This is a genomic window from uncultured Clostridium sp. (genome assembly GCF_900547735.1).
Taxonomy (GTDB): Bacteria; Bacillota; Clostridia; order Lachnospirales; family Lachnospiraceae; genus Otoolea.
The window spans coordinates 17,689-31,750 of the sequence record NZ_URHZ01000067.1 but is presented as its reverse complement, the minus strand read 5'-3'; the positions used below and the strand labels follow the sequence as shown (position 1 = coordinate 31,750).

Sequence of the window (14,062 nt, the reverse complement as noted above, 5' to 3'; positions counted from 1 at the left end):
GCACGTCCGGATTTCTGTGAGGGGTGTGCCCTGTAAGGGGCACATCTACTCGACAGGCGTCATAATACGACGCCAAAGTACCGATGGACTCCAATGTTCCCATAGGAATCTTTTTCTCCCTCCTCCCTCCCCACCCCGATGACTCGACCGATGACGCCAGGGTTACTGTTCCCCATCTCCGGGAGCGAGGGGCGGGGTTTCTACCTTTCTAACAACCGCCTGGACGTTGACGGTCTTTACCATAACCGCCAATAGCAGGAAAATCAGGAACAAGGTTCCCGTGATGATCCGTGATTTTTTTGTTTACACAGGCACAAATGATTACTGATGAAATCATAACGGCTGAATTGATTTATATCTAAAAATATCGCTCTGCTGACTTTAAAATCAGCAGGGCGATATCGCTTTTACGGATTATCTTGCTACCCTCGGAAAGCAGCTAACGGGAACAGTGCACGACAAATTGCTCATTTGACTATGTAGAGAAAAGTAGGAAGTAAATATGCCGTCAAAATGTCATAAAATCCATGAGCAATCATAAGCGGAACAATACTTTTATTTTTAGACCTGTAGAAATAGATGCACAAGAAAAGTGTATTTACAGTAATATTAAAAAATTCACCAAATACAAAACGTACAGGAGGCCAGTGGAAGGCATAGAATAACACACAATTAATAGTCACAATGATAACTTTCCGATTGCATAGTTCTTTGGTTTTTCGTAATATAAATCCTCTGAATATCAGTTCTTCTGTAAGTCCCACGCACAAAAAGCAATACAGTGACATGATAACGGTGTTACCCCAGTCAGGCTCTGCTGCAAAGACGGAATAGTCTATTCCCATCAAAAGAAAAGGTATTTGCTGCACTGCAAACATGCAAAGTCCTAACAGTAATCCTTTTGTAATATCAGAAGGAACCGGTTTCTTGAATCCAATGTAAGTAATCGGTTTTTTTTCTATTTTCTCTACATAGAGAATAATAAATATGGCAGAAACGAGATATATCAGAATGCCAACCCAAAGTCCATCGGAGTTCAAAATATCTGCTATCTTATTAAATATGGCGCCTACTATTGACATAAGAAAAAAGCAGGCAATAATTTCAATTAGTGTTCTTAATTTTTTAGACTGTAAGATGTTCACTTTTCTTTCCTCTGTATCTTTCTTCATATTACATAAATAATCTCAAAATCTGCCCTCTAAAATTTTCTACGCAAAAGAAAACTAATTCTGAATAAAAAAACACAAATACATCATAGCAAACAGATACAAACTTTTCAACGGCACATTATAAATTCAGCCCGTACACACCCCTCATTTAAAATGCCTGCGCCTGGTTCAAAAATTTACTGCGTGACCAGCGTGGCGAGTATAATCCACACAGAATGGGCGATAATTGTCAAGGGCGGCGGAACCGGCCATTTTAACATTGACGCTCGCTGGCCGTTATGCTATGTTTTAATTATGGTATTTGAACGTAGCTGCAGCTAAGAAGGGAATTGTAATGGAAATAATTAATAAGAAAAATCATCTGTCTCGTATTTTAATCTTTTTTATTATGCTTCTTTTTGCTATGGGCTTAACTATGAATGTGCTCTTTTGTAATAATTATAGTCTTTATGAATTATTAGATAAGACAGTTGTAATTGAGACGTGGACAATTTCTGAAAGTATGGTTTCCAATGAAGACGGTGATAATACTTCCCATTTTAAGGCATCATTTTTAAGCAAAAATAATTCCCATACTGAAACTATAACCCAGAATATCTGTCCAATACCTATAATTGCAGCTATCCCAAAAGGATTCAGCCTGCTTCTTTTTCTTATTATAGTTTTTCTGTTTTACTTTTCGACCTTATTTATATTATTGCCTGATGAATGGACATTAATTAATCAGAAGGTGCGTCTGGACGATTGAATCACTTCCTTTTCAAATCCTTACAAGTGTGCTGGTGGTTGTAAGCCATTTTTAGAGTCAAACAATGGCTTTCTTTTTGTATGCAAATAGATAACGAGTATAAGCCACATACTTATTATGAGAGTGAAGAAAAGCAGAGATTGAATTGGAGAAATGAATGAAAAAAAAGATATATAAATTATTTTTCATCTTAATGGTGAGTCTGTCCTTGGGTTCGGGTTCCCTAGCCCAAAATGAGATACGCAAGCTACTTGAAGCTCTCTCTGGGACAGGTAATGCACAGGTGGTTCAAGAGCTTGATGAAGAAGAAAAACAAAAAGAGTCCGAAGAAATAAGAAAGAAGAAGAAATTGCTAAATTATTTTCAAGATTTTCTATGACAGATATTGTTCAATAAATGTCGTTGCCCGCCCCAGCGGCAACGGCATTTTCGCAGCAACGCCAACAGAGCGTATAAAACAAAACAGCCCGCCCTCCCGGATTGACTTTCCTCATCCTGTCATCTACAATGAAAGTGTCTGTCTCGTCTTTTTCACCGTTTCGCGCCGTGTCACTCGGGATTTTCGTGCACAATATGCAGGAAAGCGTCTTGCGGGATACGATCCGTGCACAGTATCCTTTTGGGAAATATTTACAATATGGAGATTAAATTATGGAAACAATCAATATAAAAATTGAAACAATACCGGCCGTTCTCTACGGAAAACCATCTGACAATGTGTACCTCTTTGTCCATGGTAAAAACGGCTGTAAAGAGGAAGCGGCCAGGTTTGCCCCGACGGCGGAAGCCAGGGGATGGCAGATGCTTGGTATTGATCTGCCCGGTCATGGGGAACGCAAAGCAGAGGGGGAGCATTTTCTTCCCTGGTATACGGTTCCCGAGCTGAAAACCGTTATGCAGTATATTGGACAGCATTGGAAGAAAACTGCCCTGATGGCAAACAGCCTCGGCGCCTGGTTCAGTATGATGAGCTTTCGGGACATACCGTTTAAGAAATGTCTTTTCATCTCACCGGTTCTCGATATGGAACGGCTGATCCGTAATATGATGATGTGGGCCTCCGTTTCTGAAGACGAGCTCAGGGAAAAGCAGACCATCCCCACCAATTTTGGCGAGACACTGTCGTGGGAGTACCTGGAATATGCTAAAAACCATCCTGTGACAAAATGGGAAGTCCCGACTGAAATCCTGTATGCGGGTAAAGATAATCTAACCGGACGGGACACCGTGGATGCTTTCACTGAAAAATTCGGCGCCGGTCTCACCGTAATGGAGGATGGAGAGCACTGGTTCCACACACCGGAGCAGTTGGATGTTCTGGCAGGGTGGGCCGGTAAAATGATATAAAATCCCGCTTCTTATCCGACCGGTTCCGCTTCAAAACGGCTCTTGACAAATTCGTATGCGAACAGAATCGCATCCCTCGTTAAAGTTTCACAGGCATGGGGAGGATCATCTTCCCTGAATCCTCCCGGCCTTAAGTCACGGCATTTCAGGGAGCCAAACTTTCCGATAAAACAGTCGGCAAACTCATAGCATAACTGTGCCGTTTCGCCGTCTGTTTTTCCCTTCATCCGGCCATAAATCCCGATAAACATTAAAGAACCTTCAACGAGCCCGCACTGCGCCCGGTAACCGCCCGCGCCATGCAGTCCGATGGCTGAGGAAAGCGTCTGCTCCTGCAGCACAACGTCAAAGCATCCGGCCAGGCAAATCAGCGTGGTCCTGGCACAGTTGATATCATGCTGCCAGTATAGTTCATGTACTTTCTGTCCAATCAATTCTGCTTTTTCCATCTGTAATCTCCCCTGTATGTTTCCTTATCTCACCGGCTCATAATCGATCCGGGATTCCTCGTCGGTGGCTTCCAGCTTAAAGATAACAGGACGCAGACCGTCGTTGCAGCTGCAGATCGCCACGCCCGGCTTTCTGATCCAGTCACCATAATAAAACACTTCATTCCCTGCGCCATGGGCCAGGGCAAAGGCATACTGGTAAACGGCTTTCCACGCCTCGTCGCAGAATCCTTCCGGCTTTGCATAATCTGCGTAAAAAATCTGTCCCTCCCGGAGCATTGGACAGGCCGACAGGCCCTCTGCACCATATTCTTTTGCCAGTTGTTCATCTAGTGTTGTCTTTAAAACTGTTATTTTCACTTTTCTCATATGGGATTCTCCTCTCCTATTTGCCTGTTTCCATCCTGACCTCCGGCCCGGAGTTCCTGCCGGTTAGGTAAATAATAATTCCAGCAGTTCTTCCAACGCGAACATTTCTCCCTCCCAGACTTCTTCTGAAAATGCCTCCAGGTTTTCAAGGGAATACTCCAGTTCCCTGGAATAATACCGGACGATTTCAATCTGCTCCTCCGCCGTCACTTGCCCCGTCCCGGCATATTTTTCCATATCAAACAGTCTGATAACCAGAACGCTTACCACGGTAAATACGGCTCTGGAAAGGAGGTCGCAGTCAAAGCAGGATTTCAGATAATACCGGTATGTAAAATAGACGGCGAGATGTTCATACTGATACTCCCGTTCTTTAAAATACGCTGAGAATTCCTCCTGTTTAGCAAGAACAGATTCAAGTTCTCCCTCCAGGCGTCCCAGAAGCTCCGGCCACTGTTCCGAAACCGGCTCCAGCGTGCGCAGAAACTGTAGTATCGTCCGGTATCCGTCGGCAGTCACCGCAATATTCCCTTCTTTTTCGGGGAGTAAATGCTCCGGTTCACCTTTCTCATTTTCCCCGCTTTGGTTACCGCTCCCACTTTCATCGTCTTCCCTGCAGTCTTTTAAAAGTCCGGAGATAAATTCCGGATCCCCGTATTCTTCCGCAACCTCACGGATCCGCTCCGCCGTCTGCGTTCTGGCCTCTCTTCCTGCCTGAACTTCTGTCTTTGTCCTGGTCTGTGCCCCGGCCTGTTCCCTGGTCTGTACCCCGGCCTGTCCCCCTGTATCGGCTTCCCCGCCGTCTTCCTGCGGCAGAGTTTCCTGATAATCGGCGTACATGCTCAGATAGTCCTGGATATCCTCGGAGAACATCAGATAGAGGGCAAGTCTTTCATTCAATGGAATTTCCCTGTTCTGAAGCAATTGGAATGCTGTTTCACGCGCTGCCAGCAGTCCGGTAAGAAGAGGATCCCATTGCTTTCCTTCCTGTAATGGCTCCACTCCCTGCGACGGTCCCACTTCCTGCGACGGCTCGCATTCCTGCTGCTCTTCCAGTTCCGTCACGAATTCTGCTTTCTTTGAAGATTCCAGGATAAGGCCTGCCGCCGCCTCACAGCACAGGCCCACCCCCTTCTCGGTCAGACCGTCAAACCATTCGTAATATCTCGGGTGCTCCCTGCAGATATCACAGAGACTTTCTTCTCCCAATTCCCGTATAATCTCGCAGAGGTTGTCCCGATCCAGAAAAGGACAGCGCTCCCCCTGGAGAATAAAATGAGGAGGTTCTCTATCGGAAGGAGATTTTCTCTCGGACGGAGGTTCTCCAGCCTGAACTTCCTCCGTCTGAATTTCTTCTCCTCCAAGCCATGAAATCATCTCCCGAAGTTTTTTCCCCAGCTCCCCGGAGACATTCTTATATCTCCCGGCCGTCTTTTCATCAATGTCAATTTCCCAGCCGATGCAGCAGTTGTCACTGCAGGCCGAAGCCGTACACCTGAAACGGTCAAAATAATCCGGTTTGCGTACCAATGTTCTGTTTTTACCACTCACTTCTGTGTGTTCCCTCTTCCAGCATTTTATTGTATTCCTCCCATGGGACGTACCTTCCTCCCATGCTCTCAAGATGCTCCGTATGAAACTGGCAGTCGATAAACAGGAACCCGTTCTCTTCCAGTATCTGCGCCAGGGCAATCAGGGCCGTCTTGGAACCGTTCTCCTTCTCGGAGAACATGCTCTCACCAAAAAAACATTTTCCGATGGACACACCGTAAAGTCCTCCGGCCAGTTTTCCGTCCTCGAAGGCCTCCACGCTGACGGCCCAGCCCTTCTCGTTCAGCCTGTAATAAGCCTCTTCCATCTCATCCGTAATCCAGGTTCCCTCCGCATTTTCCCGTTTCATCCTGCAGCGGTGCATCGTATCCCGGAAATCCCGGTTCAGGCAGAGCTTGATATCATGCTTTTTCATATATTTTTTCATGGAACGTGAAACATGAATCTCCCCCGGAAATATCAGAAACCGTTTCTTCGGGCACCACCACATTATCTCATCTTCCGGATTATACCATGGAAAAATACCATACATATAAGCAAGAAGGAGGCGTTCCATCGACAGATCGCCTCCAACTGCCAGGAGTCCGTTGTCCTCGGCAAGAACCGGATCCGGAAAACTGATTTCCTTTTCAGATAAACGATATACCGGCATCTCTTTTAACCCTTCCTCTTTCCCGCCTTAATGGTAAAAGCGCCGTCTTTGCAATCCAACAGACAGTCACCGCCCCGCTTCAGGCTGCCGAACAGGATTTCATCCACCAGCAGCGGTTTGATTTCGCTCCCGATCACGCGCTCGATTTCCCTCGCTCCGTACTCCTGGCTGATTCCCTTCTGTTTCAGGAGGGCTTTCGCTGCATCGGTCACGGTAAACTGAACCTTTTTATCATCCAGCATCGTTCCCAGCTCCCTCAGCTTTTTATCTACAATTGCGGCCGCCATCCTGTCGTCCATTGCGTTAAAGACAACAATCCGGTTGAGCCTGTTGCGGAATTCCGGCTGGAATGTCTTCTTGACCTCATCCATAATGATATCGGATTTCACCGTCCGTTCGCCAAAACCGATCTGGGATTTTCCTATCTGGCTGGCCCCTGCATTGGAGGTCATAATCAAAATAATATTTCTAAAATCCGCTTTTCTTCCCTGGTTATCGGTCAGCGTCGCATAGTCCATCACCTGGAGCAGGATATTGTAAATGTCGGGATGGGCCTTTTCGATCTCATCCAACAGAAGCACCGCATGGGGATTCTTTCTGATTTCCTCCGTAAGAAGGCCGCCTTCCTCATATCCCACATACCCGGCGGGCGCTCCAATCAGTTTTGCCACGGCATGCTTTTCTTCGTATTCACTCATATCATAACGGATTAGCTTGATTCCCAGTTCCTGTGCAAGCGTTTTCGCAATCTCCGTCTTGCCGACGCCGGTAGGGCCGACGAACAGCAGGCTGGCCAGCGGTTTTCCCGCTTCGAGGAGCCCTGCCCGTGAGAATTTGACCGCATTCACAACCTGTCCCACGGCCTCGTCCTGGCCGAATACGTTTGTGGAAATCCTGCGGTCCAGCGTCGCCAGTTTCTTCACTTCGTCACTCTCCACCACCTGTTTGGGAATCTGGCAGGTCTTTGACAGTATCTCGTCAATCAGCCCTTTCCCCACGGTCTGCGTCTTCTGCTCCTGCGGGTGGAGGCGTCTGTATGCACCTGCCTCATCGATAAGGTCGATGGCCTTGTCCGGCAGATAACGTTCATTGATATATCTGGCGCTCATTTTCACCGCATATTCCAGGACGCCTTTGCCATACTTGACGCCGTGATATGATTCATAGTGCCTTTTCAGCCCCTCCAGTATTTTCACCGTATCCTCTTCGGACGGTTCCTTAATCTCGACGTTCTGAAACCGTCTTACAAGGCTCTTACTCTTCTCAAAATGTTTCTTATACTCTTCATAAGTGGTGGCTCCGATAAAACGGATTTCCCCCGCGGCAAGGTACGGCTTCAACATATTGGAAACATCGAAACTGCCCCCGTTCACCGCTCCCGCGCCTACGATATTATGGATTTCATCGATATAAAGGATTGGTTTTTCTTCTTTCATGACGCCGTCCATAATCTCACGGAATCGTTTCTCAAAATCGCCCCTGTACTGGGTTCCCGCCAGCAGGGTTCCGAGATCCAGGGTAAAAATCGTGGCGCCTTTTAACGGTTCCGGCACCTTTCCTTCCTCTAAAAGCCGTGCCAGTCCATAGACAATGGCGGTCTTTCCGACTCCCGGTTCGCCGATATGAAGCGGGTTGTTTTTCTCCTTCCGGCACAGGATCTGCATGGTACGTTCCAGTTCATCCTCGCGGCCAATCAGGGGATTTACCCCTTCCAGGTTCTCATTCAGACAGGTCACATATCGACGCCATCTGCTGTTTTTGCCGGGCTGGCCTTCCTGTGCTTCGCCCGCATCCTGCCCGCCGGATTCATCACCGGTTCCGGACGGCTCCGCCTCTCCCCGGCCTCGGGCGGATTTATCTTCCGCACTTTTTCCACGGCCGTTTCCAGAGTCCTGCTTTCCGCGGCCGGAACCGTTTTTCTCAAGTTCTTTCTGGGCTTTTCTCTCCTGATACCGCTCATAAATCCCATCATAAATCTCCGAAAGTTCCTGAAGAAGGGCCGTCTTGCCCACGCCCTGGCTTTCCATATAATAGATGGCATAGCTTTCCTCCAGAGAATAAAAACCATATACGAGATGGGAAAGTTCCACCGCATCTTTTCCGCAGTTATCGGCCGTCTCCTGTGCGCGGATCAGCACGTTTTCAAAACCGGCCGTCATCTCCGGCCTCTCTTCATCAAATGTCTGCTCTTCCGCCGCAGAATCTTCCGGGCCGTCATCTTCCTCCGGGCCGTCATCCAGACTGCCCGCAGCCATATGCTGCTCCAGGTAGTTCCGCAGATTCTGCCTGAGTATGTCCGTATCCCCTCCGCAGTTTTCAAAAGCTTCCCGGAATGTATCCTGGGCTGCAATCTCATATAACAGCAGTTCGGGAGTTACATATTCATGGTGCTCCCGCACCGCTACATCAAAAGTCAGGTTTAATATATCCGCCACTTCTTTTGTCACTCTCATTTTATGATGCCTCCTTCGTGGGTCCAAATCATGAGTCTTCTTATTGTTCTTCCACCGTCAGCCTGAAAGGATACCCCTCCTCCTCGGCCAAAGCTGTCACTGTTCTTATCTTTGTCAGGGCAATGTCATAAGAATAAGTGCCCACGACGGCCTTACCGCCCTTGTGCACCATCATCATCAGCATGACAGCCTCTTCCTGTCTCTTATTAAATACCTCCATCAGGACCTGGACTACAAAATCCATCGGGGTATAGTCATCGTTGTGCATGATAACTCTGTATCGTTTGGGTTCTCTGACCTGTGATTTTATCTGCTGTTTTACTTCTCCCTGGGTTGACATCTGAAACACCTTCCATTACTTAATATTATCACGGCTGCGCCGCAGTCCGGCCTTCGGACGGGTACAGCATCAGTTTCATATAGTATAATATACTTGCATAAAAAAAGACAGGAAAAAAAGTGGGAGATATGGTATATTTAGTAACAGTTGATTAGCAGAAAACTAAAAAGAAAAGAGGTAATCAATATGGCATCTACTGCAAAAATTGGTTTTATCGGCTTCGGCAACATGGCACAGGCCATCGCCGACGGTCTTTTATGTAAGAATGTAACCGCTCCGTCACAGATTTACGCCTGTGCCGCCAACTGGGAAAAGCTGTGCCGCAACGCGAAGCAGAGAGGGATTACTCCCTGCCGGACCGCAGAAGAGACGGCCGAACATTCGGATATTGTGGTTCTGGCTGTTAAACCCTACATGATAGAGGAAGTAACTTCTCCCATTAAGAACATCCTGAAGGAAAGAATCGTTATCTCCGTAGCCGCGGGCTACCCATTTGAAAAGTATGAAGAAATCCTGCTGCCAGGAACCCACCATCTGAGCACGATTCCCAACACTCCGGTCGCAATCGGCGAGGGTATCTTTATCTGCGAAAACCGCCACTCCCTGACCGATGATGAATTAACTCTGGTACAGGAACTTTTCTCCCGTATTGCCCTGATGCAGTTTGTTGAGACAAGCCAGCTTTCCATTGCAGGAACCGTCAGCGGATGCGGCCCTGCCTTTGCCAGCGTGTTCATGGAGGCCCTGGCCGACGCTGCGGTGATGCACGGTCTCACAAGAACCACCGCTTACAGTCTGGCCGCCCAGATGATAGCGGGAACCGGAAAGCTTCAGTTAGAAACAGGGGAACATCCGGGCGCTATGAAGGATGCCGTCTGCTCCCCCGGCGGTACTACCATCAGGGGCGTTGCCGCCCTGGAGCGCAGCGGTCTCCGCGCTGCCGTGATCGATGCTATTGATGCCGTCGAAGGACCTGTAACGCAGTAACCGCGCGCAACGCGCGGGTTTCTGCCGTCACTCCGGCTATATTATTCTGCATCCATCAGTGTTCCGATAAATACAGGCAGTTTTGTCTCACAATCAATAATCATATAAAGAAAAGGACGATCGAGATAGACTTCTTTCCCCTCTTCGGGCTCGAACGTATCAAGGCAGGATGTTGTTTCCACAACAACGGTTGCAGCTCCTGCCTTCGTCTTCTCCTCATCAATGGAAAAATAAGTCTGATGCACAACATTTTGGATTGCAAATCGATTAAAATGGTTCTCTTCAAGATCATACATTTCAGAAAAATCTGCTGTTGTAGCGTTAAAAGCGTCCTTCATTCCCATTTCCATTAAAATATCCTGCATCTCTACACGATATTCTGTTTCAAACATAGGAATTGCTGCACTTACGGCAATCCTCTGCCCATGATCCAAAATATCCATCAGCCGCCTTCCCGTGATGGTTGAAACATACTCTGATACAGATACCCCTTTTTCCGGAAGCAATGCGGCAAACGCATACTTCTGGTCAGCATAATATTTGATAAATCCTTCTGCTTTCTCATCCTCCAAATATATACCCTCGGGGGAATACATCATTATAACATCTTGTTTTTTTCCATCCTCCGTTGTAAACACCCCGTTTTTAACCTGGTTTTCTCTGTAGATTTCCTCCCATACGGAATTAAAGGCCAGGGCATTTACCAGAAAAACGTCTCCTCCGGAAGCACTATTATCCAGAATGTCCTTTATCATCCCATCCGTCTGTTCACTAACCCAAAGATTAATATCCTGTATAATCGGATCCTCAGAAGAAAAGGTGTAAATATCTCCTTTGTAATAATCAGCATTTAACTGTAAAAAATCCCGTTTAAACCCAGTGACAGCTTCCTTAAGCCAAATGGAATTTGCTATTTTAAGCTTGTATTTTTTCCCTATCGGCAGATTTTTAACATACGTGTATAAATACTCATTCAACTCCCCAATCGGCATGCCGAAAACTTCTTCCATCTGTGAAAGCGTATTTCCATGCGCTCCATTTGCCGTCATTCCAAGCGCACAGAGAACCGACACGGGTGATATCAAAATGTTTTTCCCATTTACTTGACTCTCCTGGAACAATTGGACGCCAAAATCTGCAACTGCAATCCTCTGCTCACCATCAAGCGGCATACTTGTCACAACCGTATTCGGTTTGATTCCTTTCATCATTGCCTCAGACTGAATCTTTTCCTGCCCGCTGCACCCGGTAAGCGAAAACTGAGCCGTAACCGCCAGGGTAAGACACAGCAGAGCCGCTGTCATTCGTTTCTTCGTTCTCCCTGTCATTTGCGTTTTCATTTGTACCTTCATTCGTTTCTTCATCCGTATCCCCCCTATGTATCTCCCAGGCACATCTGGACAGCCACACCCGCAATCAGCCCTCCGTCCCCAAAAACATCGCCCTACTCCATCTTGATCTGATAATTCCATTATACTAAAAAATCACAGGCATATCCACTCACCGGCCAAAAAATGCCAAAACCAGGTCATTGGAACAAACTTGCTAAATCCTTCCTTTTTTCGTAAGAATGCTTTAGATTCTTTTTATACATTGGTCAAATATTGGTCACAATTACCAGTTATGATTATCGTATCAAATAAATGAGGCCAATGATTAAAAACAGCGCGCACACTGTCGTTGGCTTCGACTAACAATAATTAAACTTTATATAGATTTCTGAAAAGCATTTATATCCCCCATATTTTCAGAAAAAGCAAGAGAAGCACAAGGGAATTTCTTCCCTGTGCTTCTCTTGCTTTATTGAGCGGCAATGAAAACTTCGAAAAGCGTGCATTTCGTTGTTGGCTGAATTATCTGCCCCTGTGCTTTTCCTTCTTTTTCTGCTGCTTCAGTTCGAAGTGACGTTCTTTTTCTTCCTCTTTCTGTTCGCGGCTCTTCCTGTTACGGACAATCTTATTTTCTTCCCGCTGAAGCTGCAGGGCCTGTTGAGATTTTGTTCCTGTTCCGTGTGAATCAAGCTCTTTTTTTACAAGCCGTTTCATCCGCTTCGGATTAATCTTCTTTTCCTGCTTTTCACCGGCGCTTACCGTTGGACTGAACTTCAGCCCCGCCCAGTTCTTCAAAAGAAATTCATACACCTCATAATCCTTTGGCTCGGCTCCAAACGTGATTTTACATGCTTCCAGTTCATTCTTTGAAATACGCTCATAAATCCCAATCCAGAAAGTCCCGTCGTAAAACACTGTCAGTCTGCTCTTATTTTCCTGCATAGAAAATACTCCTCTCTTTCATAACAAAGAATGGACAACCGAGGAGGCAGGTTACTGACAGATTTATAATACTGCGCCCGGACTACCGGCCGGGACTGTGTTTTTATCTTTGTACTATTTAATTTATCTTTTTATTTTAACTCACTCTCCTTCATTTTTCAAGTAATCTAGGTAATGTAACGCATACGTATTTCGGACCGGTTCCTCCATGCATAAAGGCCGGTTCCATCTGAGATCTTTCCCGCCGTATAAAAATGGGAGTGCCGCACATTCTGCAACACTCCCTTCATGCCTAAACATATATTCGATTAGTAATCCCAGCTATCATCGTACATCTCTTCGTATTCCGCATAGCTGTCATAATACTCTTCATCCCATTTGCCGTTTTTATCGAAGTAACAGTATGAATCATCAATTAATACACATTGATTGATGAGCATATGTCCGCTCCCGTCAAAGTAGTACCAATCATCGTCTATCTCCTGCCATCCTGTAAGCATGTATCCTTCTGAATCAAATCGATAATAGTAACCGTCAATATAATATACGCCATCTTTTTTATACGTTGTTTCACTGTCTTTGTACCACCATCCGGCAGTATCCATCTTCCATCCCAATGTATCCGTCGGTTCGGCGGCTGCAGTCGGCTCAAGTAATGCCGGGGCCGTATTATTTACCGCACCGCTGCCTGACGAGGCGGTACTTCCCTGATTCGAACCGGTGGTTCCGCCGCTCTTATAGGGACATACTCCGTTTGTATGTAAATGGGCAGGATATCCACCGCAATGGTAATGATAGCTTTCCAAACCGCTTTTGTTCTTATAGTCATGATGCCCTCCACTGGAATCCGTTCTTCCCGAATGGGCTTCGGCAGTAATCACGAATGGACTGCCGGCACTTCCGGCCGCAGGCGATACTCCAATCACCAATGCCGCGATGAAAACAATTACCCTTTTTAAATTCTTTTTCATTTTATCTCCCCTCCTGCATCATTATACCGCCGCCGTAATTATTTAGCAATATGCCCCGGCCCATAAGCCATGAATGCCTTCAATAATACAACTTTTATTTTTATTGACTTCTTAATGCAGAATCTCTCTTTCCGTTTTTAGCACAGCATATTCCAATTCGTCCTCCCATATTATATTGCCGTTCTTTACATATCTGCATTTCTGCCTATAATACGCTTCCCTGCGCATGCCGCATTTTTCCAGAGCTTTCCATGAAGCAATATTCTCCGGGTGGCATAAAGCGCAGACTCTATGCACCTTTAATGCATCGAAACTATAATCGATTAATGCACACGTCATTTCCGACGCATAACCTTTTCCCCATTCCTTCTTCAACAGCAGCCAGCCGACCATTGCCGTATCGGTTTCATAATCCAAATGAATTCTGGAACGGCCAATCTTTTCCTGATTCTCCTTTAAAATTACCGCCATTTCAAAATTCACCTGCGGTTCCTCTCCCCAGTCACCTGCAACTTTGTTTAAATGCGTTTGGGCTTTTTCTGCGTCCATAACGTCATTTGGCATATATCTCATGATTTCTTCATTCGAATAAAGACCCATAATAATATCAAAATCATCCTTATTAAATGGCCGCATAATCAATCTTTCTGTTTCTATCATAACAAGTTTCTTCCTTACTTCTGTCTATTTTGTCCCATCCGTCTATTCTGTCCCGTCATTCATATCCTCTTCGCACCGGATGGCCTGCAA

The 14,062-nt window shown here is 46.2% G+C and carries 15 protein-coding genes; 4 read left to right on the top strand and 11 right to left on the bottom strand.

The window, feature by feature from the left end:
* Nucleotides 1-467: 467 nt before the first annotated feature.
* A complete protein-coding gene (locus QZT18_RS18140) occupies nt 468-1,172 on the bottom strand; it encodes a CPBP family intramembrane glutamic endopeptidase (RefSeq protein WP_294150131.1) in 705 nt (234 codons plus the stop codon).
* A gap of 334 nt (nt 1,173-1,506) precedes the next feature.
* On the opposite strand from QZT18_RS18140, the gene QZT18_RS18135 reads away from it, so the two are divergent.
* The 3 genes from QZT18_RS18135 (at nt 1,507) to QZT18_RS18125 (ending at nt 3,267) form a co-directional block, all read left to right on the top strand.
* Nucleotides 1,507-1,920 carry a hypothetical protein gene (locus QZT18_RS18135; protein WP_294150129.1) on the top strand — a complete coding sequence of 138 codons (414 nt, stop codon included), beginning with the start codon at nt 1,507-1,509 and terminating at the stop codon, nt 1,918-1,920.
* 157 nt (nt 1,921-2,077) lie between these two features.
* Nucleotides 2,078-2,299, top strand: coding sequence for a hypothetical protein (locus tag QZT18_RS18130; RefSeq protein WP_294150127.1), 222 nt, complete (start codon nt 2,078-2,080; stop codon nt 2,297-2,299).
* 272 nt (nt 2,300-2,571) lie between these two features.
* Nucleotides 2,572-3,267: a carboxylesterase gene (locus QZT18_RS18125; protein WP_294150125.1), complete on the top strand. Its 696-nt coding sequence runs from the start codon at nt 2,572-2,574 to the stop codon at nt 3,265-3,267.
* Nucleotides 3,268-3,278: 11 nt separating this feature from the next.
* Here QZT18_RS18125 and QZT18_RS18120 read toward each other — a convergent pair whose 3' ends face one another.
* From QZT18_RS18120 to QZT18_RS18095, 6 genes are all read right to left on the bottom strand, one after another.
* The gene (locus tag QZT18_RS18120) at nt 3,279-3,716 is read right to left on the bottom strand and encodes a C-GCAxxG-C-C family protein (protein WP_294150122.1); all 438 of its coding nucleotides are present in this window, start codon (nt 3,714-3,716) and stop codon (nt 3,279-3,281) included.
* Nucleotides 3,717-3,740: 24 nt separating this feature from the next.
* Nucleotides 3,741-4,085: a TIGR04076 family protein gene (locus QZT18_RS18115; RefSeq protein ID WP_294150120.1), complete on the bottom strand. Its 345-nt coding sequence runs from the start codon at nt 4,083-4,085 to the stop codon at nt 3,741-3,743.
* 63 nt (nt 4,086-4,148) lie between these two features.
* On the bottom strand, nt 4,149-5,636 hold the full coding sequence (gene fliB / locus QZT18_RS18110) for a flagellin lysine-N-methylase (RefSeq protein ID WP_294150117.1): 1,488 nt from the start codon (nt 5,634-5,636) through the stop codon (nt 4,149-4,151).
* Nucleotides 5,626-6,288, bottom strand: coding sequence for a leucyl/phenylalanyl-tRNA--protein transferase (gene aat, locus QZT18_RS18105; RefSeq protein WP_294150115.1), 663 nt, complete (start codon nt 6,286-6,288; stop codon nt 5,626-5,628). The genes fliB and aat overlap by 11 nt, the downstream gene beginning before the upstream one ends.
* A 5-nt stretch (nt 6,289-6,293) precedes the next feature.
* Nucleotides 6,294-8,741, bottom strand: coding sequence for an AAA family ATPase (locus QZT18_RS18100; RefSeq protein WP_294150113.1), 2,448 nt, complete (start codon nt 8,739-8,741; stop codon nt 6,294-6,296).
* Between the two features lie 40 nt (nt 8,742-8,781).
* Nucleotides 8,782-9,081, bottom strand: a complete 300-nt coding sequence (locus QZT18_RS18095; RefSeq protein WP_294150111.1) for an ATP-dependent Clp protease adaptor ClpS — start codon at nt 9,079-9,081, stop codon at nt 8,782-8,784.
* A 186-nt stretch (nt 9,082-9,267) separates the two neighbouring features.
* Between QZT18_RS18095 and proC the strand changes: the two genes are divergently transcribed.
* Complete coding sequence (proC, locus tag QZT18_RS18090; RefSeq protein WP_294150109.1) at nt 9,268-10,068, top strand: pyrroline-5-carboxylate reductase; 801 nt, start codon at nt 9,268-9,270, stop codon at nt 10,066-10,068.
* Between the two features lie 41 nt (nt 10,069-10,109).
* Here the strand turns inward: proC and QZT18_RS18085 are convergent, their stop codons facing one another.
* From QZT18_RS18085 to QZT18_RS18070, 4 genes are all read right to left on the bottom strand, one after another.
* A complete protein-coding gene (locus tag QZT18_RS18085) occupies nt 10,110-11,279 on the bottom strand; it encodes a serpin family protein (RefSeq protein ID WP_294150107.1) in 1,170 nt (389 codons plus the stop codon).
* A 642-nt stretch (nt 11,280-11,921) separates the two neighbouring features.
* The gene (locus QZT18_RS18080; protein ID WP_294150105.1) at nt 11,922-12,341 is read right to left on the bottom strand and encodes a YjdF family protein; all 420 of its coding nucleotides are present in this window, start codon (nt 12,339-12,341) and stop codon (nt 11,922-11,924) included.
* A gap of 308 nt (nt 12,342-12,649) precedes the next feature.
* Nucleotides 12,650-13,312, bottom strand: a complete 663-nt coding sequence (locus tag QZT18_RS18075) for a YHYH domain-containing protein (RefSeq protein WP_294150103.1) — start codon at nt 13,310-13,312, stop codon at nt 12,650-12,652.
* A 111-nt stretch (nt 13,313-13,423) separates the two neighbouring features.
* A complete protein-coding gene (locus tag QZT18_RS18070) occupies nt 13,424-13,972 on the bottom strand; it encodes a GNAT family N-acetyltransferase (RefSeq protein ID WP_294150101.1) in 549 nt (182 codons plus the stop codon).
* Between the last annotated feature and the right edge of the window lie 90 nt (nt 13,973-14,062).

Bases quoted from the DNA above. Each gene is read 5' to 3' on its own strand.
- QZT18_RS18140 (WP_294150131.1), bottom strand. From the start codon at position 1,172: ATGAAGAAAGATACAGAGGAAAGAAAAGTGAACATCTTACAGTCTAAA.
- QZT18_RS18135 (WP_294150129.1), top strand. From the start codon at position 1,507: ATGGAAATAATTAATAAGAAAAATCATCTGTCTCGTATTTTAATCTTT.
- QZT18_RS18130 (WP_294150127.1), top strand. From the start codon at position 2,078: ATGAAAAAAAAGATATATAAATTATTTTTCATCTTAATGGTGAGTCTG.
- QZT18_RS18125 (WP_294150125.1), top strand. From the start codon at position 2,572: ATGGAAACAATCAATATAAAAATTGAAACAATACCGGCCGTTCTCTAC.
- QZT18_RS18120 (WP_294150122.1), bottom strand. From the start codon at position 3,716: ATGGAAAAAGCAGAATTGATTGGACAGAAAGTACATGAACTATACTGG.
- QZT18_RS18115 (WP_294150120.1), bottom strand. From the start codon at position 4,085: ATGAGAAAAGTGAAAATAACAGTTTTAAAGACAACACTAGATGAACAA.
- aat (WP_294150115.1), bottom strand. From the start codon at position 6,288: ATGCCGGTATATCGTTTATCTGAAAAGGAAATCAGTTTTCCGGATCCG.
- QZT18_RS18100 (WP_294150113.1), bottom strand. From the start codon at position 8,741: ATGAGAGTGACAAAAGAAGTGGCGGATATATTAAACCTGACTTTTGAT.
- QZT18_RS18095 (WP_294150111.1), bottom strand. From the start codon at position 9,081: ATGTCAACCCAGGGAGAAGTAAAACAGCAGATAAAATCACAGGTCAGA.
- proC (WP_294150109.1), top strand. From the start codon at position 9,268: ATGGCATCTACTGCAAAAATTGGTTTTATCGGCTTCGGCAACATGGCA.
- QZT18_RS18085 (WP_294150107.1), bottom strand. From the start codon at position 11,279: ATGATGAAAGGAATCAAACCGAATACGGTTGTGACAAGTATGCCGCTT.
- QZT18_RS18080 (WP_294150105.1), bottom strand. From the start codon at position 12,341: ATGCAGGAAAATAAGAGCAGACTGACAGTGTTTTACGACGGGACTTTC.
- QZT18_RS18075 (WP_294150103.1), bottom strand. From the start codon at position 13,312: ATGAAAAAGAATTTAAAAAGGGTAATTGTTTTCATCGCGGCATTGGTG.
- QZT18_RS18070 (WP_294150101.1), bottom strand. From the start codon at position 13,972: ATGATAGAAACAGAAAGATTGATTATGCGGCCATTTAATAAGGATGAT.